Origin of the sequence: Allopusillimonas soli, from assembly GCF_004153445.1 — a bacterium.
Classification (GTDB): Bacteria; Pseudomonadota; Gammaproteobacteria; order Burkholderiales; family Burkholderiaceae_B; genus Allopusillimonas; species Allopusillimonas soli.
In genome coordinates, this window is record NZ_SDQC01000002.1 from 648,517 (window position 1) to 670,909 (window position 22,393).

The window sequence follows — 22,393 nt, forward strand, 5'->3', positions numbered from 1 at the left end:
GCCAAGTCGCTTGCGGATAAGGTAAACAAAAACTTACGCGTTAGTATAAACGAATAAGCGGCAGGTGCAAACGCGCGCGGGCACGACGAAGCCCGCGCACAGTCACTGCGCCGGCGAAGGCGCAGCTTGGGATGTGGCTGCAGCACCATTGGGCGCCGCAGCCTTGCCCTGGGCGGAGCGCCAGTATTTGAAGAAATCGGAACGCGGGCTCAGAACCAGCGTACCGTCGCCATTGGCAAATGCGTCTTTATAGGCTTCCATGCTCTTGAAGAATGCAAAGAAGTCGGGGTTCTTGCCATAAGCCTCGGCATAGATGTGCGCCGCCTCGGCGTCACCCTCGCCGCGTATGGCCTGCGCCTTGGAATACGCATCCGCCACCAGTTCCGCACGTTCGCGATCAGCCTGGGCGCGGATGCGCTCGCTGTCGGCGGTACCCGTCGCCCTGAGCCTGTTTGCTTCCTGCTTGCGTTCGGCCTCCATACGGCGATACACGGACTCGGATATCTCAGGGGCGAAGTCGATGCGGCGCAGACGCACATCGACGACCTCCACGCCCAGAGGTTTGGCTCGCGCCGCCACGTTCTGGAGCACTTCCTTCATGATGGTATCGCGTTCGTTCGCCACCACCTCCTTGACCGTGCGCACGTTGACCGATGCGTTCAGTGCATCACGTATCTGGGCGGTCAGGCGCTCGACGGCGGCGCGGTCATTGACACCGAACGTGACGTAGAACAGCCGGGGATCGGAAATGCGCCACTTGACGAAAGAATCGATCAGAAGATTCTTTTTTTCAGCGGTCTGGATACGCTCCGGGTCGTTGTTTTCAATGGTCTGCAGCCGCTTGTCCAGCCTCACGACGTTTTCGAACGGAGGAGGCAGCTTGAAGTACAGGCCCGGCTCAGTGATGGTTTCGCGCACCTCGCCCAGTGCAAAGACCAGTACGGCGTCACGTTCGCGGACGACGAAAACGCAGGACGACAATACGGCCAGCACAATGACCAGACCGACCAATACGGGAAAGAAACGTTGCATCTGGACCTCTTAGCGCGAATACGGATTGGCCGACAGCGGCTGGCGGGGTGCCGCCTGCTGCCCATTGCTGTGCGACGCGCCGGTATCGCCTGACGACGCCTGCGAGGCAGCGGCGGCAGTGGACGAGGTGGCGGTACGGGAAGAACTGCCGCTCTTGCCTGCCCCCCGCGCTACGCCATCCATAATCTTGTCCAACGGCAGATATAGCATGTTGCTGCTGGCCTCGGTGTCTATCATGACCTTGCTGGCGCTTTCCAGGATATCTTGCATGGTCGCCAGATACAGGCGTTCACGGGTGATGTCGGGCGCCTTCGCATACTCGGCTTCTATGCTGCTGAAACGCGCGGTGTCGCCCTTGGCATCGCCTATGACCTTGGCGCGGTAGCCTTCGGCCTCTTGGATCATGCGCGCCACTTGGCCCTGAGCCTCGGGCAGGACTTTGTTCGCGTAGGCGTTGCCCTCGTTGATAAGACGTTCTCTGTCCTGCCCCGCCTTGACTGCGTCATCGAATGCAGCCTGCACCTGCTCGGGAGGCTGCACGTTCTGGATGGCTACGGTACTGATCTGGATGCCCGTCTGGTAGCGGTCAAGCATTTGCTGGGCCAGCTTCTGAACGGCTGCCGCGACCTCGGTGCGGCCCGAGTACAGCACGAAATCCATAGGTTTGGTTCCAACCACCTCGCGCATTGCCGTTTCTGCAGCCTGCCTCACCGACTCATCGGGCTGGCTGGTCTTGAACAGATAATCGGGCGCGCCGTTGGACATGAGCCGATACTGCACGACAAACTGCAGATCAACGATATTTTCGTCGGTAGTGAGCATGAGCGATTCGTTCAGCACCTTGTTACGCGCCGAACCGCGGAACCCCACCTCGAAGGTGCGCAACTGGGAAATATTGACCATTTGATGGCTTTCAATGGGATAAGGCAGGCGCCACTGCAGGCCCGGAGGCAGCGTCTTGGTGTATTGCCCAAAACGTGTCACGACCGCGACCTGGCCTTCCTGGACGATCATGAAACCGCTGGCCAGCCACAATGCGACAACGACCAGCACGATGATGCCGATAACTTTTGGCGACCCTTTGGGCACACCCATGCCGCCGCCGGAGCCATTGCCACCGCCCCCGGAATTCTGCCCGCGGCGCGGCTTGCGGCCAAACAGCGAGCCCAGCCGGTTGTTGAAATCGCGCCAGACTTCGTCGAGGTCGGGCGGCCCGTCCTGCTTGCCGGGGCGACGCGGCGGCTCGGAACCATTGTTGTTCCCGCGCCCCCAGCCCGGGTCATTCAGATTGAAGATTTTCGATATTAGACGCATTGTTTCCCGCGATGTGACCAGATTCGACGATTGCGGCCCGCAAACCGTCCAAGCCCTGGCGCCCCAGAGCACTGACAAAAACTCGTGCAATCGTACCATGTTCGTTACGCTCGACCCTTGGTTTGTAACCGGCCTGATCGATTTTGTTATAGACCAGGATACAGGGGATTTGTGCCGCGCCGATATCATCCAGCACCTTGTTGACCTCCATTATCTGCTCGTCCCGCTGGGGACTGGCCGCATCGACGACGTGAAGCAGCAAATCGGCCTGGACGGTTTCCTCCAGGGTGGCCCGAAAGGCAGCAATAAGTGTTGGCGGCAGATCACGGATGAATCCCACTGTATCGGATATAACGACCTGCCCTGCCCCTTCTATCCATACCCGTCGCGTGGTGGTGTCGAGCGTCGCGAAAAGCTGGTCGGCTGCATAGGCGTCAGCCCGCGTCAGCGCATTGAACAATGTGGACTTGCCAGCATTGGTGTATCCCACCAACGACACCGACAAGGTCTTGCCGCGCGAACGCGCGCGCCGCTGAGTGGTTCTTTGGCGCTGGACGCGCGCAAGTCGTCCGCGCAGCAAGCGTACCCGATCTCCAATCATGCGGCGATCCATTTCCAGTTGTGCTTCACCGGGGCCGCGCATGCCTATGCCGCCCCGTTGCCGCTCCAAGTGGGTCCACATGCGAGTAAGGCGGGTTGACAGGTGCTGCAGCTGGGCGAGCTCCACCTGAAGTTTGCCTTCGTGGCTTTTGGCCCTGAGCGCGAAGATATCCAGGATAAGTGTGACGCGGTCCACCACGCGCCGGTTGAACCGCCTTTCGAGATTGCGCTGCTGGGCGGGTGTGAGGGCCTGGTCGAACAACACGATGTCGGCACCCGCCAAATCGGCCGACAGTATCGCTTCGTCGAGCTTGCCGGCGCCGATGAAATGTGCCGCATCGGGTCGCGACCGCCGGGCCACGACCGTAGCGACAATATCCGCCCCGGCGCCCCGGGCCAACATGGAGAACTCTTCTGCGTGCGCGGCGTAGTCGGGCTCCCCCAAGTCCACGCTGACAATCAGCGCTTTCATGGCCTGCCGCAAAACGAAAGGCCCGCCGGCGCGTGGCGCACGGCGGGCGAGCGAGAGATCGTGCTGTACAAATCAGGCGGCAGAATCATCGACCTGGAAATTGACCGGGCGTGCAGGTACTACAGTTGAAATAGCGTGCTTGTATACCATTTGCGTGACTGTGTTGCGCAGCAGGACAACGTATTGATCGAATGACTCGACCTGGCCCTGCAGCTTGATGCCATTGACCAGATAAATGGATACGGGTACATGGTCCTTGCGCAGGGCGTTTAGGAATGGATCTTGTAGTGTTTGCCCTTTGTTGCTCATTAGCTAGGCTCCAATTATGTTGTTTTTAAGGTGGACTGGTGAAAGTATGTACTTTACAGGGTTTTCCCTGTAACCGCAGCACTGCGGTGTAAAAAATATCGAGTTGTTAAATGAAATGCCGGCTGCTTACCCCATGATGCGCTTCAGTACAGAGCATAGACGCCGCGAGTCGTCAGGGGTTCCCACCGTGATGCGCAAAAACTGATCTATGCGCGGCAGGTTGAAATGCCTCACCAGTACATTCTGCGCGCGCAGCGCGCGCGCCAGCTCGCCACCATCGTGTTGCGGGTGGCGAGCAAACACAAAATTGGCCATGCTCGGCAATACTTCGAAACCAAGGGCCGCAAGTTGTTGCGTCAGATCATCGCGCTCGCGCATGATTGCCTGCCGGGTTTCGTCAAAGTAGGACGGGTCCTCCAGCGCAGCGACAGCCGCCGCCTGCGCCAATGTGTCCAGCGGATAGGAGTTAAAGCTGTCCTTGACCCGGTTGAGCCCCTCGATGATTGTGGGGCTGGAGATGGCCAGGCCGACACGCATTCCAGCCAGGGATCGCGACTTGGACAACGTCTGCACCACGACCAGGTTGGGACGCTGCTCAAGCAGGGTCACCGCCGACTCCGCGCCAAAATCCACATAAGCCTCGTCGACGACAACAGGTATGTCTGCATTGGCGGCGGCAATGCCCGCGATCTCCGCGAGCGCCAGAACGCGGCCAGTCGGGGCGTTGGGATTGGAAAATATAATACCCGCCGGCGGCTGACGATGAGGCCCGGCGTAGTCATCCGGCACAATGGCGAAATCGTCCGACAGCGGTACGAGCTGGACGGGGATGTCGTAAAGCTGGCAATACGTGCGGTAAAAGCTGTAGGTAATGTCGGGCAGCAGCAAAGGGCGCCCCTGGCGGCGAAACAGCGCCTTGAAAACGTGCGCCAATACTTCATCGGATCCGTTGCCGGCAAATACACAGTCTGGATCAATGTCGTACAGCTGACCCACGGCCTGGCGCAGCGCCTTGCTGGTGTTGTCGGGATAAAGGCGCAGGTTCGGGCCCGCCGCCTGGCCAATTGCCTCGATGACCCGCGGTGAGGGGCCATAGGGATTCTCGTTGGTATTCAGCTTGAGCAGCCCTTCGGCCTTGGACTGCTCTCCGGCGACATACGGCGATAGACTGGCGACCTCGTCGCCCCAATAGCGGCTCACTGTTCCCCCTGAATGTATGGGTTGCGTGATGATTTGAATTCTATGCGCAGCGGCGTGCCGTCAAGCTTGAAGGCCTCGCGGAACCGCGCCTCGAGATAGCGCCGGTAAGACTCCGGAATCGCATCCAGCGCATTGCCATGGATAATGACCAACGGAGGATTCTGGCCCCCCTGGTGGGCGTAGCGCATCTTGGGGCGGAAGATGCCTTTGCGCGGCGGCGGCTGCTGTTCCACCGCCGCCTGCAGCACGCGAGTCAGGCGTGGCGTAGACAGTTTGGCGTAGGCCGCCGCATGCGCTGCGTTCACGGACTTGATCAGGGTGCGCACGCCCTGCCCTTTCAGGGCCGAGACGGTATGCATGCGTGCAAAAGACAGAAAACGCAACTTGCGTTCGAACTCGCGCAGCACCATCTGGCGGCGGTCGGCATCGACCTGATCCCATTTGTTAATGGCGACCACCAGGGCGCGACCGGTTTCCAGGACAAAACCCGCAATATGCGCGTCCTGGTCGGAAATGCCTTCGTGGGCATCCAGCATCAGCAACACGACATTGCACGCCTCGATCGCCTGCAAGGTCTTGATGACAGAAAATTTCTCGACCGCCTCGAACACTTTGCCGCGACGCCGCAAGCCAGCGGTATCAATCAGCGTATAAGCGTTGCCGCCGTGCTCGAACTCGATTTCAATGGCGTCGCGTGTCGTGCCCGGCATATTGAACGCAATAACACGCTCTTCGCCCAGCAGCGTGTTGATCAGCGTGGACTTACCGACGTTAGGCCTGCCGGCAATTGCAAGACGTATGCGATGCGAGCGCTGGCTGGCATCGGGTGCGTCAGCCTGGCCCTCGGCGGGAACGGGATCGATGTCCGGGGCATCTGCTTCCGGCGCCGTGACCAGACCTGACAGGGCCTCTTCGACCAAGGCCACAACGCCGTCGCCATGGGAAGCTGAAATGGGATGCGGTTCGCCCAAACCCAGCTCATGGAACTCGGCCGCAGCCGAACCATGGCGCATGCCTTCGGCCTTGTTGACAGCAAGCAGCACGCGCTGGCCGCTTTTGCGCAGCAGACGCGCGATTTCGTGGTCGTGCGCATTGACACCAGCGCGGGCATCGACCAGGAAAATGACGACGTCGGACTCGGCAATGGCTTGTTGAGTCTGCCTGGCCATCTCCAGCAAAATACCCTGCTTGGCAACGGGTTCGAAGCCGCCGGTGTCCACCGCAATGAACGGATGGTCGCCTACTCTTCCTTCACCATAATGCCTGTCACGCGTCAGGCCGGAGAAATCAGCGACCAGCGCGGCGCGGGAACGGGTGATCCGGTTGAAAAGCGTGGATTTGCCAACATTGGCACGCCCCACCAGGGCAACCACCGGCTTGAATGCTATCTGGGTCAATTTGCACCAACCAGTACCAAGTCTCCGTCGCTATTCTGCACCAGCACGCCCCGAGTGGTAGCAACCAGCGGCGACACCAGCGGATCACCGCCCACGTCAAGCCGCCCGAGCAGGTGACCGTCACTGCGCGACAGAAAATGCACATAACCTTCGAAATCGCCTACGGCAACGCCGGCTGCGATCACCGCGGGTTGCGTGAGACGGCGATTACGCAGCGCGTTCTGCGACCACAACTCATTTCCGGTTCCAAGATCGAAGGCATGCACGGCGTCGTGCGCATCAGCCGCATAGGCCTGCCGCGCGTCGGTAGTCATACCCGTGTGCGAGGAAAACGGCCTGTCCCAGATGGGGCGCCCTCCCTGGGAAACATCGAAACACACCATGCGGCCCTGGTACGCCACGCCGCACAGCAACGGACCCTGCACCTGTGGCGTTCCGACCACATCGCGTATACGCTCGAGATCGGTTGCGCCCTGCGAAACGGACACTGCGCCCTCCCACTGAACGTTGCCGCTGCGAGCATCGATAATCATGATGCGCCCATTGGGCATGCCTGCAATGACAACACCATCAAAAACCAGGATCTGCATGTTGGTCTTGAGCGCCAGCGCGGGACCGGGACGCTGTACGTTCCAGCGGGGCTCACCCGTGGCTGCGTCAAAGGCCTGCACGCGGTAATCCGTGCTGCGCACCACCACGAGGCCCGCGCCAACCGCCGGCGGGATATTCACGGCACTGGTCGCCTTTGTACGCCATTTCTCTACACCCTGGTCATCCAGCGCAATCACGGTGCCGTCGTTGGCAGCCACGGCCGTAGTGCGGCCATCGGAGCCCACGCCGGCCGACAGCGTGCTGTCGGTATCAGTCTGCCATTGAATGGCGCCGGAACCCAGATCCACCTTGGACACCTTGCCGTTGGGCGTGGCGGCGTAGACGGTGTCTTCGACGACGGCGGGTGCGAACCCGTATCCGCCATCGCTGCCTATCGAGGTCTTCCATGCGATGGAGGCGGATATGCCCGGCGCATAGTCGGTGAGCGGGGCCGGCGCGTATCGCGGGTCGTCGTTGGAAAACATGGAGCAGCCGGCAAGGCCCAGCAGGCCCAATGTCAGAACAGCACTGGCGGCAATTCGACGGGAAAGAAGAATACGCATGGATCAGGCCTCGTTCAGAGCGTCGATCTTGAGTTGTACGATCTGGGCGACGGGATCGGCGCCGAGCGTCTCGAGTGCAGTCTGCCAGGCCGCCTTCGCCTCCTCATGCTTACCCTGCGCGAACAGAATGTCGCCGCGCCGGTCGGCATAAAGACCCGCAAAGCTCTCAGGCGCCGGATCCAATTGAGCAAGCGCCTTGTCGTACTGCTTGAGTTCGAGCAACACGCCAGCAAGCCGCAGGCGCGCCAATGGAACGAAGGAGGGATCGGCGCTGTTTGCCACCAGCCACTCGAGCTGCTCGCGCGCGCCGTCCAGATCGCCCTGGCGCTGCAGTGACTCGGCCGCTACGAGAATGCCGCGCGGGGTATAGCCCGAGTCGGGGAAATCGTCGCGCAATGTGGTGCTCGCCGCCTTGATGCGCGCTTGGGCATCGTCGCCCTCCTGCTGCGCGGCATTTTCCAAGGCTTCGAAATAGCCCATGGCCTGATTGGCCTTATGCCCCTCATACCATTGCCAACCCCGCCATCCGACCACCCCTGTGACAACAACGAAGACCAGCACGGCGCACGCCGTGCCGTAGCGGTCCCACCATGCGCGCAGGGCGTCCAGTTTTTCCTGTTCTTCCAAGTCGTATGCCATGCTTCAAATCCTGGTTTTCAATATAGTTGCCAATTGATCGAACGGTACGGGTTCCTGCTGGCCCTGCCCTTTGTCATCCTGGTCGCGCAGCCATTTGACACTGGCGAGCGCAGACTCGAGCTCGCTGTCGCCAAGGACCACCGCCGCATGCGCGCCGCTGTTATCGGCACGCTTGAATTGCGCCTTGAAGCTGCCCGGACCGGCATGAACAATGACACGCAAGCCTTCATCGCGCAAGCGCTCGGCTAGACGCATGCACTGCCGCTGGGCCGCCTCGCCTTGATGAACCATATATATGTCGCACTCTGGGCGGCTGTCCGCCGCCTCTTGCTGCTCGCAAAGATCGAGGAGACGCTCCATGCCAATGGCGAAGCCCACGGCCGGTGCCGGCCGGCCGCCCAAAAGCCCGATAAGACCATCATAGCGCCCGCCTCCGCAAACAGTACCCTGCGCGCCGAGCTGGTCGGTAACCCATTCGAAGACAGTCAGATTGTAGTAGTCGAGCCCGCGGACCAGGCGAGGATTCAGCGTGTAGGGGATACCCGCGTCGTCCAGCCTGTCACAAACCCCCTGGAAATGAGCCAGAGACTGCTCGCCCAGGAAATCGTAAAGGCGCGGTGCGCTGTCGGCCATGCTCTGCATGACGGGGTTCTTGGTGTCAAGGACACGCAGCGGGTTGGTGTGCATGCGCCGCAGCGCCTCTTCGTCGAGAACCGACTTGTGCTGCTCCAGATGGCGCACCAGCGCGGCGCGATGCGCCGCTCTTTCTTCGGCCTGCCCAAGGGAGTTGAGCTCGAGCCGGATCGCATTCAGCCCCAGCAGCTTCCAGAGCCTGGACAACATGACAATGAGCTCCGCATCGATGTCCGGCCCCGCAAATCCCAGCGCCTCGACATCGATCTGGTGAAACTGGCGATAACGCCCCCGCTGCGGCTTCTCGTGCCGAAAGACCGGGCCCATTGCGTAGACACGCTGTGGCCTATCGTAGAGCAGGTTGTGCTCAATGGTTGCGCGCACCATGCCGGCAGTGAACTCCGGACGCATGGTGAGGTGCTCGTCATTCAGGGCATCGTTGAAGGAATACATTTCCTTCTCGACGATATCGGTGACTTCGCCGATGCCGCGGGTAAACAGGCGAGTATGCTCCAGCACCGGGGTACGCATGTTGCGATACCCATACGAGGCCAGCCAGGCCCTTATTGTGGCCTCGAGATTTTCCCAACTTGCGCTGCTGTCCGGCAAGAGATCCTTCATGCCGGTAAGGGCACGGACTTTCTGGAACGATGATGTCATGATTGTGAAGCGTGTGCGCTGCGCCCATAGCGGCGCTGTACGTAGTTTTCGACGATGGCCTGGAATTCAACCGCGATATTGTCGCCCTTGAGGGTGATGGTGCGCTCCCCATCGATGTAGACGGGCGCCGAGGGCACTTCGCCAGTGCCCGGCAAGCTGATGCCAATATCTGCGTGGCGACTTTCGCCGGGGCCGTTCACCACGCAGCCCATGACGGCCACATTCATGTTTTCGACACCGGGGTAGCGCGTCTTCCAGAGTGGCATCTGTTCGCGCAAGTAAGCCTGGATATCGTTGGCCAGCTCCTGGAACACCGTGCTGCTGGTGCGCCCGCAGCCCGGGCAGGCCACAACCATAGGGGTAAAGGCGCGCAGCCCCATGGTCTGCAGTATTTCCTGGGCGACCACCACCTCGCGGCGCCGGTCACCGCCCGGTTCCGGTGTGAGCGAGATGCGTATTGTGTCGCCGATGCCCTGCTGCAGCAGCACGGCAAGGGCGGCCGTGGATGCCACGATGCCCTTGCTGCCCATGCCGGCCTCGGTAAGACCCAGATGTAGCGGATAGTCGCAACGCGCGGACAGATCCCGATACACCGTGATGAGGTCCTGAACATGACTGACTTTGCAAGACAGGACAATGGCATTTGGATTCAGGCCGAGTTCCTCGGCGCGGCGGGCATTGCTGATCGCTGAAATTACCAGCGCATCCCGCATTACCGCCTGGGCCTCCCAAGGCTGCGCGCGGCGCGCGTTGTCATCCATCATGCGCGCCAGCAACTCGTGGTCCAGACTGCCCCAATTCACGCCGATGCGTATAGGCTTGTCGTGGCGGCAGGCGACTTCTATCATCTGCGCAAAATTATCGTCCCGCTTCTTGCCGCCGCCCATATTGCCAGGGTTGATGCGATATTTGGACAGCGTCTGCGCGCACTCGGGAAACTGGCCCAGAAGCTTATGCCCGTTATAGTGAAAATCGCCGACCAGCGGCACGGACACGTTCATCCGATCCAGCTGCGCGCGGATGGCGGGCACGGCGCGCGCAGCCTCCGGCGTATTGACCGTTATGCGGACGAGTTCGGAACCGGCCTGGGCCAGTGCACGCACTTGGGCGGCCGTGGCGGCGGCGTCGGCCGTGTCAGTGTTGGTCATGGACTGGACCACCACAGGCGCCCCGCCACCCACCTGTACGGCGTGACCGCCCCAGCGCACGACCGTGGCGCGGGTCTGGCGCCGCGGCGCGGCGCCAACAGGCGGTGGAACGTCTGAATTTGAAATATCAGTCATTGCTGCAGTGATTTTAGCCACTCGAATATCAGCCATGAGTCGGGAACCCAGCCACGCTCTATGGCATAAAAGCCAGCCACGAATAGGACTACAAGTATGATGACCAGCCAGCCCCAGGGGCGGGACACCGATTCGGCCTGCAAAGGCACGTCGGGCAGCCCCAGCGATGCCGCGCTGGCTACGTCGCGAGCCTGCGTGCCGCCTACCTGCTGGTCGAGCATGGCCAGCGCGGCATCGACGTCAGCATCGAGAAAACGGGCGTAGTTCTTGACCATGCCGCGCAGGGAAACGCCCTGCGGCAGTTGGCCCCAGCGCTCATCCTCAAGCGCCTCTATCTGGCGGGTGGAAAACTTCAGCCTCGCAGATACCTCGTTGCGGGTAATACGCCGTGTTTCACGCAAGGCACGCAAATGCCCGCCTATGCCCTCGACGTGGTCCGCGGCCTGTTCTGCCTGTTGTAGGGGATCGGACTGGCCGGCATCCATCTCGGTGGCGGGGTCGTGACCCGCATTATGGGTACGCGTGGGCCGGGTTGCATGAGGCGGCGCTTCTTCGCTGAACAGAGGTTGAATCATCGGCGCTCCTGGTGGATGGCTATGACGGCACGATCGGGCAGGCGTTCGTTGATGCGAGTGCGATCCTTGACATCGCCCGCCAATTGGCCACAGGCAGCGGCGATATCATCGCCGCGCGTCTTGCGTACCGTGGTGACCACGCCGCCGTCCATAAGGCGCTGCGCGAACAGGCGGACTCGAGCGGCAGGCGAGCGCTTGAGGCCCGACTGCGGAAAGGGATTGAAAGGAATGAGATTGAACTTGCAGCGAATCCTGGAGGCAATATCCAGCAGCTCGCGCGCATGTTCATCGCTGTCGTTGACGCCATCGAGCATAATGTACTCGAAAGTGATGAAATCACGTGGCGCATGCTCAAGATAGCGATTGCAGGCGTCAAGCAATTCGTGCAGCGGATATTTACGATTGAGCGGCACCAACCGGTCGCGCAGGCTGTCGTTGGGCGCGTGCAGGGAAACCGCCAGCGCCACGGGGCAATCATGCCCGAGACGATCGATCATGGGCACGACGCCGGATGTGGACACGGTGACCCTTCGACGCGACAACCCGTAAGCGTTGTCATCCAGCATGAGACGCAAGGCACCCAGCACCTGGTCGTAGTTCAGCAGCGGCTCGCCCATGCCCATGAACACCACATTGCTGATGACGCGCGATGGATCGGCCTGCTTTGCATCGCCAACGCGCGCGGCCTGCCGGTCTGCCTCGAGGGTGCGGCGGGCATGCCAAAGCTGCCCGATGATTTCAGCTGTGGTGAGGTTGCGATTAAAGCCCTGGTATCCTGTCGAGCAGAAGGGGCAGGCTACGGTACAGCCAGCCTGGCTCGAGATGCAGAGTGTGCCGCGGTCGTCCTCGGGAATAAAAACCGTTTCAACGGCGTTATTGCGGCCTACGTCAAACAGCCATTTTCGCGTGCCGTCCACCGAGCGCTGCTCAGTGGCCACGGCGGGCGCATGGATGGTGCAGTGCCCGGCAAGTCGGGCGCGGAAATCGCGCGCCAGATCCGTCATGTCGTCGAAGGAGTCGGCCCCGCGCTGATGCATCCAGCGCTGCAGTTGCCGGGCGCGAAATGGCTTGCCGCCCCACTGACCGACAAGATCGGCCAGTGCGCCGGCGTCCAGGCCCAGCAGATTGACAGGTTCGGCCGGATCGGCCTTGACGAGCGTGCGCTGCATGACGTTATGCGCCGGTATCAACGGCTATGGATGTTGCTTTCGGGAAAGAAAAAGGCGATTTCCACCGCAGCGGTTTCAGCCGCATCGGACCCGTGCACCGCATTGGCATCAATGCTTTCGGCGAAATCTGCGCGTATCGTGCCTGGCTCGGCCTTCTTGGGATCGGTCGCCCCCATGAGGTCGCGATTCTTCTGGATGGCGCCTTCGCCTTCCAGAACCTGCACGAACACAGGCCCCGATACCATGAAATCGACCAGGTCCTTGAAGAACGGGCGCTCTTTATGGACGGCATAGAAGCGCTCGGCCTCGTCTCGCGAGAGCTGCTGCAGGCGCGCGGCGATGACCGTCAACCCTGCCTTTTCGAAGCGGGAGACAATCTGACCGATGGCGTTCTTGGCAACAGCGTCGGGTTTGATGATGGAAAGAGTGCGTTCAATAGCCATGAAGTATCCAGAAGTGATTGTGAGCGTCCGACCTTTCGGCTGCAAGCCGATGCGCATGCCGCGCGAGCGGGGAGGAAGAAAAGGGCTCGGACATTGGGTTGTTAAAATGGTTTCTTCGGTTCACTGCGAACCCTGGGAGAAATTCCAGTAAAAACAATAACTTTCACGAAGTTTATGTTAACCGGGCATTTTACCACGCGCCAGGCTCGCCTCTCCAGCATAAAATAGCAGGCTTACGTTACATCCAGGCCGCGCCACAGCCCGTCCCTACTCACAGAACCATGACCTCCAACTCCGCACCCAGCAGCACCGATCAACTATCCAAAAGCTACGAACCCCAGGAACTCGAATCGCGCTGGTACGCGCAATGGGAGCGTGGAGGCTATTTTCGGGGCGGGCAGCACGTACAGCCGGCAAGCGGCCACGCCAGCCAGCCGTTTGTCATCCAGTTCCCGCCTCCCAACGTCACAGGCACGCTGCATATGGGGCACGCCTTCAACCAGACCGTCATGGACGGGCTGGTGCGCTACCACCGCATGCGCGGCGACGACACAGTCTTCATTCCTGGCACCGACCATGCCGGCATTGCCACACAAATTGTTGTGGAGCGCCAGCTGGACGCGCAGGGCGTCTCGCGCCATGACCTCGGCCGGGAGCGATTCGTCGAGAAAGTATGGGCCTGGAAGCAGAAGTCGGGCAGCGCGATCACCGAGCAGTTTCGGCGGCTCGGCTCTTCCTGCGACTGGCAGCGCGAATACTTCACCATGGACGACAATCTGTCGCGCGGCGTGGTGGAAACATTCGTCCGCCTGCACGAGCAGGGCCTCATCTATCGCGGCAAGCGGCTGGTCAATTGGGATCCCGTTCTGGGCACGGCGGTATCCGATCTGGAGGTCGTCAGCGAGGAAGAAGACGGCAGCATGTGGGAGATCCGATACCCGCTGGCCAAGCCGGCCAACGGTGTGACGCATCTCGTGGTTGCCACGACCCGTCCTGAAACCATGCTGGGCGACGTCGCGGTCATGGTTCACCCCGACGACGAGCGCTATGCCCATCTGATAGGCGCGCGCGTGGTTCTCCCGCTGGTGGGCAGGGAAATCCCCATTATTGCCGACGATTACGTCGATCGTGAATTCGGCACGGGCGTGGTCAAAGTGACGCCGGCGCACGATTTCAACGACTACGCCGTGGGCCAGCGGCACGGCCTGGACATGATCAGCGTACTGACGCTGGACGCGAAGGTGGCGGACACCGCGCCGGTAGCCTACCAGGGTATGGATCGCTTCGACGCGCGTAAACAAATTGTTGCCGACCTGCAGGCCCAGGGCCTGCTTGAACGCGTCAAGCCGCACAAGCTCATGGTGCCGCGCGGAGACCGCACCGGCACGGTCATCGAGCCCATGCTCACCGACCAATGGTTTGTCGCCATGAGCAAGCCCGCCCCTGCGGGAACCTTGAACCCTGGCAAAAGTATCACAGACGTGGCGCTTGAGGTTGTGGCCGACGGCCGCATCAAGTTCTACCCTGAAAACTGGACCACCACCTACAACCAGTGGCTGGAGAACATACAGGATTGGTGTATTTCCCGACAACTGTGGTGGGGCCACCAGATTCCTGCCTGGTACGCGGAAGATGGCCGAATTTTCGTGGCACGCAACGAGGACGAGGCCCGTGCCAAGGCACAGGCTGCCGGCGTTACGGGTCCACTTACGCGGGACCCCGATGTGCTGGACACCTGGTTCTCATCGGCCCTGGTGCCCTTCACGGATTTGGGGTGGCCGGAACAAACACCCGATCTGGCCCGCTACCTACCCTCCAATGTGCTGGTCACCGGCTTCGATATCATTTTCTTCTGGGTAGCGCGCATGGTCATGATGAGCATGCATCTCACGGGCCAGGTGCCGTTCCGCACGGTCTACGTGCATGGGTTGGTGTGCGACATGGACGGCAAGAAAATGAGCAAGTCCAAGGGCAACACCATAGACCCCGTGGACGTCATCGACGGCATTAGCCTGGACGCGTTGCTTGAGAAACGCACCAGCGGACTCATGAACCCGAAACAAGCCGCCAGCATCCGAAAGAAGACCAGCAAAGACTACCCGAACGGCTTTGCGGCGAACGGCACCGACGCGTTGCGTTTCACCATGGCGGCCTACGCCACGCTGGGGCGCAACATCAATTTCGACATCAAGCGTTGCGAAGGCTATCGCAATTTCTGCAACAAGTTGTGGAATGCCACCCGCTTCGTGCTCATGAACACCGAGGGGCATGACCTTGCTCGCGATAACTGCGACGTCGACGGAAAACAGGTGCCGGCGGCACTCTCATTCGCCGATCGCTGGATCATCGGCCAGCTGCAGTTGCTGGAAGCCGATGTCGAGCGTGGTTACGCCGACTACCGCTTCGACAACATCGCCAATGCGCTCTATCACTTTGTATGGGATGAGTACTGCGACTGGTACGTGGAGCTGGCAAAGACACAGATCAGCGCGGGAAATCCGGCCGAGCAGTTGGGCACCCGCCGCACATTGATCCGCGTGCTCGAGGCCATCCTGCGACTGGCTCATCCCATCATTCCTTTCATCACTGAGGAGTTGTGGCAAAAGGTGTCGGTGGTTGCAGGCAAGCGTGCCGCGAATGAAACCACCAGTCTGTGTATCCAGCCCTATCCCAGGGCTGACCTGTCCGCTGTCGATACCCAGTCCCAGGCGCAGATTGCGGAGCTCAAGGCGCAGGTCGATGCCGTCCGTGCGCTGCGAGGCGAAATGAATATTTCTCCCGCGCAGCGGGTGCCGCTGGTCGCACAGGGCGACCAGGCCACATTGACGGCCAATAGCCCGTATCTTGTGGCGCTGGCCCGGCTTGAAAGCGTGGAAATCGTTGATCAATTGCCCGATATCGGTGCACCCGTGCAGGTCGTTGGAAATAACCAACTCATGCTGAGGGTGGAAATAGATCGCGATGCTGAACGCGCGCGGCTGGGCAAGGAAATTGAACGCCTGGAAAAAGAAATAGGCAAGGCGCAAGCCAAGCTTGCCAATACAGGTTTCATTCAACGTGCCCCGGCACAGGTCGTGGAGCAGGAGAAAACACGCGTGCAGGATTTTGGCGCAACGCTGGCCAAGGTGCAGGAACAATTGGCCAGGCTGGGCTAGGTTATTGCTTCCGGTTTGGCTTTGCCGCCTCGGCCAGGACGCGCTCGTCTTCCCCGGAGAGCAGGCCGGCGCGCCGTGCGCGCTCGATGAGGTCCGGCCGCCGCGAGGCGGTCAGTATCAGCGACTGGCGCCGGCGCCAAGCCGCAATATTCCCGTGATGTCCCGATAACAGCGCCGCAGGTACGACCGCCTCTTCGAAACATTCTGGCCGCGTATAGTGCGGGCTATCGAGCAAGCCTGCCAACACAGGATTGAACGAGTCCTGCAGCGCTGACTCCGCATCGTTCAGCACCCCTGGCAAAAGACGCACGGCGGCATCGATGATAGCCAAAGCGGCGATTTCGCCGCCAGACAGCACAAAATCACCCAGGGATATCTCATGCGTGACGCAACGATCGATGAAACGCTGGTCCACACCTTCGTAGCGGCCACAGACCAGCACGGCCCCGTCGCTGCTGGCCAAGGCCTGTGCCCTGGCCTGATCGAACACCTGGCCGGCGGGACTAAGCAGAATCACCGGCACCCCGTCCTGCAACACCTTGTTTGCGGCAGCAAGCCCCCTGCCCTCGGGGCGGCCCTGGCTTGCCGCCAGCGCGGCGTCCACTGCCTGCTCCAGGGGATCAGCCAGCATGACCATGCCGGGTCCTCCGCCATAGGGGCGATCATCCACCGTCCGATGCGCGTCCTGCGTAAAGTCTCTTGGATTCCATGCCCGCAAGTTCCATAGACCTTGCCTGTGGGCGCGACCGGTTACACCCGCATCGCGGACGACTGAGAACATGTCGGGAAAAAGAGAAACAACGTCGAAGCGCACGACCATCTGGAACCCTTTGTGATAGGTGGAATGCAGGGCCTTGAATCAGAACACCGCCGTTCAGCTTCAGAACGCTGCGGGCCAGTTGCTGACCAACCGCCTGTTGGCTAGGTCAACGGTGTGCACATGCGCGGCCACGAAGGGAACCAGTACATCCATCGGCTTGCCACGCGCCGAAAGCACCGGCTGGCACTGGCCATCGGCGTCCTCGATTTGGCGGCTGACCCGAAGAACGCCATGCGCGCCATTGTCCACGACATCTTCCACGATGCCTATGAGAGCAGCCTCGCCCTCGTGTTCACCGTACAGGCGGCAACCGATCAGATCGACCCAATAGTATTCATTTTCGTCGGGCTGCGGAAACTGATCCCGAGGCACCCATACCGTATATCCCTTGAGCGCCTGGGCCTGATCTCTATCGCCTATGCCTTCGAGCTGGGCCACGACATGCCCGCCATGGAGCCGGCAGGCTGCGACGCGTATTGCCAGCGCAGACGGCAAAGCGCCCGTACTCCCTGGAGGGACGGGCGCTCTAAGCCACCATGCCTTTACCCCAAGCAGGGTGTCGCCGTCTGCGGCATGCGGCTGCACTTTGACCCAGCCGCGTATGCCATAGGCCGATACGACGCGCCCGAGTTCGACAAGGTCGGACGGCATCGGTATTGCCGCTGCGCCGTCAGGCGGCAGGCTGCGCGGCGTATTGCTTGACTAGACGAGCTACTGCGGGAGACAACTGGGCGCCATTGTCGGCCCAGTACTGCACACGGTCCATAGACAGGCGCAGGCTTTCGGCGCCGTCGGCGGCCACAGGGTTGTAAAAGCCCACGCGCTCGATAAAGCGGCCATCGCGGCGATTACGCGAGTCGGCTGCCACAACGTTGTAAAACGGACGCTTCTTCGAGCCGCCACGGGCAAGACGAATCACAACCATGGTAATCCTTTGAAAATACGGTGAAAAACAAGAGATTCTAGCATTATTTGGCTACTTACGCCAAATATTTGACCTGTGAAAGACCTTGCGGGCACAAAAGGCAACACCGACGTCAACGCCTGCGCAAAAAATGCGCCACGCTCGCGCCCTGGTCGTGCTGCGCCTCCAGCGTGTTGCCGGTCTGCCGCGCAAAAGCTTCGAAGTCGCGGACAGCATGTGGGTCAGTGGTAATCACCTTGAGCACCTGGCCGCTATGCAACTGCGCCAAGGCTTTCTTGGCACGCAGAATGGGTAACGGACACTTCAGGCCGGACGTGTCGATTTCCATGTCGACGGCAGGCGGCGGATTCTGTGTAGTCATCATAAGAATGTGTCGCAACGGAAAGTCAGGCAAGCCTTTCGCGCACCCACGCCTCGACGCTGGCCGTGGCGTCGGGCAACGAAGCAATATCCGAACCCCCGCCCATGGCCATCTCCGGGCGGCCACCACCTTTGCCGCCAATCTGCGCAGCAACCATTGATACGAGTTCCCCGGCCTTGACCTTACTTGCAAGATCCGCCGTGACGCCGCCAACAAGGCTGATTTTGTCGTCGGCCACGGTGGCCAGCAATACGACGGCGGACTTCAGCTTGTCCTTGAGTTGATCGACCATGCCTCGCAGTGCTTTCGGATCGGCCCCGGCTATATTGGCGACAAGCAACCGAGCATCGCCTGGCATGGCAATGGCCTGCGATGCCAGATCGCTCCCTGCCGAAGCGGCAAGCTTGCTCTTGGCCTGATCCAGATCGCGTTCGAGTTGCTTGATCTGCCCCTGCATCTGCTGAATGCGCTCAGTCAGGCCCGCAGGCTGCGTCCGAAGAAGGCCAGCGGCCTGCGCCAGGGTGTCGCTGGCCTGCTGTACCCAGCGAACCGCATTGTCGCCGGTAATGGCCTCGACGCGCCGCACGCCGGCAGCTACGCCGCCCTCGGACACTATCTTGAACAGGCCGATATCCCCGGTGCGTGCAACGTGGGTGCCGCCGCACAGTTCCCGGGAAAATCCGATATCCAGGACGCGAACGGTGTCTCCGTATTTTTCACCAAACAGCGCCATCGCACCACCCTTTACGGCCTCGTCGTAAGGCATGACCCTGGCGTTCGCGGGCTGATTGGACAGCACCTCGTCGTTGACGATGCGCTCGACCTCGGCAATCTGCTGCGCCGTCATGGGTGCATCGTGCGCAAAGTCAAAACGGGTCTTCTCGGCATCGACAAGCGAACCGCGCTGTTGGACATGATCGCCCAGGACCTGTCGCAGCGCCTTGTGCATGAGATGGGTCGCGGAATGGTTGCGAACCGTACGAGCGCGCCTTACTGCATCCACACGAGCATCGACCGTATCGCCCACTGTGAGGGTGCCTTCCATGAGGGTGCCGTGATGGCCGAAAACATTGCTTTGAATCTTCTGGGTGTCGTCTACCCGAAAGTGCACGCCTCCGCCCTCAAGCACGCCCGAGTCGCCAACCTGCCCCCCAGACTCCGCATAGAAGGGTGTGGCATCCAGGACCACTACCGCCGCCTGGCCTGCTTGCACCGAGGACACCGACGTGCCATCGATATAGAGTCCTGTCACGGTGCCAAGGCCCTGCAGGTGCTCGTAGCCCTCGAATCGCGTGTCCACGCCACTGTAGGACAGAGACCCCGCCGCCTTGAACTTGCCTGCCGCGCGTGCCTGCTCACGCTGCTGGTTCATCGCCGCCTCGAATCCTTCAAGATCCACATTGACATTCCGCTCACGGCATATGTCGGCGGTCAGATCGACTGGAAATCCATAGGTGTCGTATAGCGTGAAAAGGGTCTGCCCATCCAACACACCATGCTCGGGAACATCCGCCAGGGCGGCATCGAGGATCTTGATCCCATGCTCCAGCGTTTCGCTGAATCGTTCTTCCTCCTGGCGCAAAACATGTTCGACCCTGCCCTGCTGGGTGGCAAGCTCCGGATATGCCTGCCCCATCTGTTGAACCAGGTCGCCAACCAGGCGATGGAAGAAAAGGCTTGACTGGCCCAACTTGTGGCCATGGCGCAGCGCTCGGCGAATGATGCGGCGCAGGACATAGCCGCGCCCTTCATTGCCGGGAATGACGCCGTCAACAATAAGGAAACTGCAGGCGCGGATGTGATCCGCAATGACCTTGAGCGAGTTGTTGCCTAGATCGGACGTGCCGGTTTCACGCGCAGCCGCCTTGATAAGGGCCTGAAAAAGGTCAATCTCGTAGTTCGAATGCACATGCTGCAGCACGGCGGCGATGCGTTCCAGGCCCATGCCGGTGTCGACGCAGGGGCTAGGCAGCGGCGTCATTGTGCCGTCTGCGGAACGCTCGAATTGCATGAACACCAGATTCCAGATTTCAATGTAGCGGTCCCCGTCTTCCTCCGGCGACCCGGGAGGGCCGCCCCAGATTTCCGGTCCATGATCGTAGAACACCTCGGAACAGGGCCCGCAGGGGCCGGTGTCGGCCATCTGCCAGAAGTTGTCGGAGGCATAGCGCCCGCCCTTGTTGTCACCAATGCGAATAATGCGTTCGCGCGGCACGCCGATTTCCTTGTCCCAGATATCGTATGCCTCGTCGTCTTCCTGATAGACGGTGACGGTGAGCTTGTCAGCCGGCAGGCCATATACCTTGGTAAGCAGCTCCCAGGCATAATGAATGGCGTCGCGCTTGAAGTAATCCCCGAAACTGAAGTTGCCCAGCATCTCGAAGAAAGTGTGATGCCTGGCGGTATATCCGACATTCTCGAGATCGTTGTGCTTGCCGCCCGCGCGCACGCAGCGCTGTGCCGTGGTCGCGCGGCTGTATGGGCGGCTCTCCTTGCCGGTGAATACGTCCTTGAACTGAACCATGCCTGCGTTGGTGAACAGCAGTGTGGGGTCATTGGCCGGAACGAGCGACGACGAGGCGACGACCTGATGGCCTTTCGATTCGAAGAAAGACAGGAATTTCTGGCGTATTTCGGATGTTTTCATTGCACAACGCACGTGTATCAGGTAACCGTTCATTATAGAGTGTGTTTGCATTCGCCGTCATGCCAGACCAGCCAGATCGCCCATAGGCCACATCGTCGGCCGGGCTCAACGTATGCAGACAAAGCCCGCAGCCCGATCGGCGCCCGATGTGCCGCCGGCGCTCGAGCGGCGGACATTCGCCAGCGCCACCGGATACATGTCGGCCGGGCAGTCGCAGTGCGTCAGCCCGGCACCCGCTGCCAGTCCGCCACGGGCCGGTAGGCAATGACCAGCCTCGTCCTGAAAAAATGGGCCCAGAATGTCCAACGTTTTTGATCCAGACGCTATCGACGTCTGGCCGCGGGCGGCGACCGCCGAAACGCTGAGAGCCACCGTTCCCGGCGGCAATGGCGGGCCTTCCCACGCGGGGTTGGGCCAGGAAAACACCGGGCCTGCGACGTACTCTGGCCGCCTCGGATTGACCCATCCTCCCTTGCCGCCGGCGGCAAGCAGCCAGTTTGCGACCAGACGCTCGTCGACTTCGGCGCGCAACACGGCCGTGCCAACGCCCCTGAAAGCCTCTTTCAAGAAAGGTGTTTCGCTGTGGACCAGTGCCTGCATCGTGCATGCAGGCCCCGGGCAGCCCCGGCCCCGCAAAATACGCACTCGCGCCCCACCGCCCGGCTTGACGTGCAGGGGAAATCCCGGAGGCAACAAGCCCTGGGCACGCAATTCGGCAACAGTCGGCGCGGCCCAGTCGGCATATCCCGATTCGGCCAGCTTGCCGGCCGCTCCTCCCACGGTCAGATCATGATCATGCCGCGAAAGGTATCCAGCCGCGGCATCCTGCACTGTAAGCATCCATTGTGCGCTGGACTGCGCACGCATTTCGTCTACCCGGGCCATAAGGGCTGAAGCGCTCCATGCGGCGATCAGCGTGCTCAGCAGCACCGCCAGGCTCAGTTCAAGCAAGGCGTAACCGCGTTGCCTCCACATGGCATGCCAGGCCATCCCGTCTCAACCCATGACAAAGGTGAACGTGTTCGCGTCTCCTTTCGCGCAGTGCGCCGCCGCCTGCACGGCGCTGTATGCCACACCCGCATCCTTGAGTGTCACATGGCTGCGCCCCGCGGCCGACAGCGTAATGCTCGAGGCCATGCGCTGCAGGACCGATGCGATGCCCGGGCACGCCGCACCGTTCACTCGCGTGAACGTCACCGTCATGCCTGTGCCTGAAGCATGCTCCCCAACGCGAATTTCGCCGTCGCTTCCCAGCCCGTGCAGCACACGCACGTTGGGGCCGTTGCCGAGCACGGTCAGCGCGCCGGATCCGTCCGCCAGCGCCGCCAGCATATGCGTGCCGATACCGCGATATGGCGCCGTTGACGACTGCGCGGCGTTTACCCGCGCGTGCAGCGCAAAGCGGGCAACTTCCTCGCCTGCCTTGGGAACCCTGCTTTCGATGACATGGTTGTTGATGGCAGGTATGCCTATGATGGCAAGCAAAAGTATGACTGCTGTCGCAATCGAGACCTCCAGAAGCGAAAAACCGAACTGGACACGGGCCTGAGCGCAAATAAGGGCGTTAGTCGAGTGCATCGTGGCTGCTTTGCGGGTATCGTGCAT

Annotated in this window: 21 protein-coding genes; 1 reads left to right on the forward strand and 20 read right to left on the reverse strand. The window is 61.0% G+C overall.

What is annotated here, in order from left to right; all coding sequences use genetic code 11:
- Nucleotides 1-102: 102 nt before the first annotated feature.
- From hflC to ndk, 13 genes are all read right to left on the reverse strand, one after another.
- Entirely contained in the window at nucleotides 103-1,032 is a 930-nt protein-coding gene (hflC, locus tag ERD78_RS08835; protein WP_129968894.1) for a protease modulator HflC, read from the reverse strand.
- Nucleotides 1,033-1,041: 9 nt separating this feature from the next.
- Nucleotides 1,042-2,346 (reverse strand): FtsH protease activity modulator HflK, encoded by a 1,305-nt coding sequence (hflK, locus tag ERD78_RS08840; RefSeq protein ID WP_129968895.1) that lies wholly within the window; start codon nucleotides 2,344-2,346, stop codon nucleotides 1,042-1,044.
- A complete protein-coding gene (gene hflX, locus ERD78_RS08845; RefSeq protein ID WP_129968896.1) occupies nucleotides 2,312-3,418 on the reverse strand; it encodes a GTPase HflX in 1,107 nt (368 codons plus the stop codon). Before hflX ends, hflK begins: the two co-directional genes overlap by 35 nt.
- 72 nt (nucleotides 3,419-3,490) lie before the next feature.
- A complete protein-coding gene (gene hfq / locus ERD78_RS08850) occupies nucleotides 3,491-3,727 on the reverse strand; it encodes an RNA chaperone Hfq (protein ID WP_129968897.1) in 237 nt (78 codons plus the stop codon).
- 126 nt (nucleotides 3,728-3,853) lie between these two features.
- Entirely contained in the window at nucleotides 3,854-4,927 is a 1,074-nt protein-coding gene (hisC, locus tag ERD78_RS08855; protein WP_129968898.1) for a histidinol-phosphate transaminase, read from the reverse strand.
- Nucleotides 4,924-6,315 carry a ribosome biogenesis GTPase Der gene (der, locus tag ERD78_RS08860; protein WP_129969113.1) on the reverse strand — a complete coding sequence of 464 codons (1,392 nt, stop codon included), beginning with the start codon at nucleotides 6,313-6,315 and terminating at the stop codon, nucleotides 4,924-4,926. The genes hisC and der overlap by 4 nt, the downstream gene beginning before the upstream one ends.
- A 5-nt stretch (nucleotides 6,316-6,320) precedes the next feature.
- The gene (bamB, locus tag ERD78_RS08865; protein ID WP_129968899.1) at nucleotides 6,321-7,478 is read right to left on the reverse strand and encodes an outer membrane protein assembly factor BamB; all 1,158 of its coding nucleotides are present in this window, start codon (nucleotides 7,476-7,478) and stop codon (nucleotides 6,321-6,323) included.
- 3 nt (nucleotides 7,479-7,481) lie between these two features.
- Nucleotides 7,482-8,117, reverse strand: coding sequence for a YfgM family protein (locus tag ERD78_RS08870; protein ID WP_129968900.1), 636 nt, complete (start codon nucleotides 8,115-8,117; stop codon nucleotides 7,482-7,484).
- A gap of 3 nt (nucleotides 8,118-8,120) precedes the next feature.
- Entirely contained in the window at nucleotides 8,121-9,410 is a 1,290-nt protein-coding gene (gene hisS, locus ERD78_RS08875; protein ID WP_129968901.1) for a histidine--tRNA ligase, read from the reverse strand.
- A complete protein-coding gene (gene ispG / locus ERD78_RS08880; protein WP_129968902.1) occupies nucleotides 9,407-10,693 on the reverse strand; it encodes a flavodoxin-dependent (E)-4-hydroxy-3-methylbut-2-enyl-diphosphate synthase in 1,287 nt (428 codons plus the stop codon). Before ispG ends, hisS begins: the two co-directional genes overlap by 4 nt.
- Nucleotides 10,690-11,268 (reverse strand): helix-turn-helix domain-containing protein, encoded by a 579-nt coding sequence (locus ERD78_RS08885; protein WP_245152392.1) that lies wholly within the window; start codon nucleotides 11,266-11,268, stop codon nucleotides 10,690-10,692. The genes ispG and ERD78_RS08885 overlap by 4 nt, the downstream gene beginning before the upstream one ends.
- Entirely contained in the window at nucleotides 11,265-12,437 is a 1,173-nt protein-coding gene (gene rlmN / locus ERD78_RS08890) for a dual-specificity RNA methyltransferase RlmN (protein WP_129968903.1), read from the reverse strand. Before rlmN ends, ERD78_RS08885 begins: the two co-directional genes overlap by 4 nt.
- Nucleotides 12,438-12,454: 17 nt before the next feature.
- A complete protein-coding gene (gene ndk, locus ERD78_RS08895) occupies nucleotides 12,455-12,880 on the reverse strand; it encodes a nucleoside-diphosphate kinase (RefSeq protein ID WP_129968904.1) in 426 nt (141 codons plus the stop codon).
- 281 nt (nucleotides 12,881-13,161) lie between these two features.
- Here ndk and ERD78_RS08900 point away from each other — a divergent pair, with 281 nt between their 5' ends.
- Complete coding sequence (locus tag ERD78_RS08900; protein ID WP_129968905.1) at nucleotides 13,162-16,035, forward strand: valine--tRNA ligase; 2,874 nt, start codon at nucleotides 13,162-13,164, stop codon at nucleotides 16,033-16,035.
- Nucleotide 16,036: 1 nt separating this feature from the next.
- Here ERD78_RS08900 and trmD read toward each other — a convergent pair whose 3' ends face one another.
- The 7 genes from trmD to ERD78_RS08935 form a co-directional block, all read right to left on the reverse strand.
- Complete coding sequence (gene trmD / locus ERD78_RS08905; protein ID WP_129968906.1) at nucleotides 16,037-16,849, reverse strand: tRNA (guanosine(37)-N1)-methyltransferase TrmD; 813 nt, start codon at nucleotides 16,847-16,849, stop codon at nucleotides 16,037-16,039.
- Nucleotides 16,850-16,915: 66 nt separating this feature from the next.
- Entirely contained in the window at nucleotides 16,916-17,506 is a 591-nt protein-coding gene (rimM, locus tag ERD78_RS08910; protein ID WP_129968907.1) for a ribosome maturation factor RimM, read from the reverse strand.
- A gap of 19 nt (nucleotides 17,507-17,525) precedes the next feature.
- The gene (gene rpsP, locus ERD78_RS08915; RefSeq protein ID WP_129968908.1) at nucleotides 17,526-17,780 is read right to left on the reverse strand and encodes a 30S ribosomal protein S16; all 255 of its coding nucleotides are present in this window, start codon (nucleotides 17,778-17,780) and stop codon (nucleotides 17,526-17,528) included.
- Between the two features lie 112 nt (nucleotides 17,781-17,892).
- A complete protein-coding gene (locus ERD78_RS08920; RefSeq protein WP_129968909.1) occupies nucleotides 17,893-18,144 on the reverse strand; it encodes a sulfurtransferase TusA family protein in 252 nt (83 codons plus the stop codon).
- 22 nt (nucleotides 18,145-18,166) lie between these two features.
- Nucleotides 18,167-20,788, reverse strand: a complete 2,622-nt coding sequence (gene alaS / locus ERD78_RS08925; RefSeq protein WP_129968910.1) for an alanine--tRNA ligase — start codon at nucleotides 20,786-20,788, stop codon at nucleotides 18,167-18,169.
- 105 nt (nucleotides 20,789-20,893) lie between these two features.
- Nucleotides 20,894-21,763 carry a hypothetical protein gene (locus tag ERD78_RS08930; RefSeq protein WP_129968911.1) on the reverse strand — a complete coding sequence of 290 codons (870 nt, stop codon included), beginning with the start codon at nucleotides 21,761-21,763 and terminating at the stop codon, nucleotides 20,894-20,896.
- Nucleotides 21,764-21,784: 21 nt separating this feature from the next.
- On the reverse strand, nucleotides 21,785-22,393 hold the full coding sequence (locus tag ERD78_RS08935; protein ID WP_245152393.1) for a type 4 pilus major pilin: 609 nt from the start codon (nucleotides 22,391-22,393) through the stop codon (nucleotides 21,785-21,787).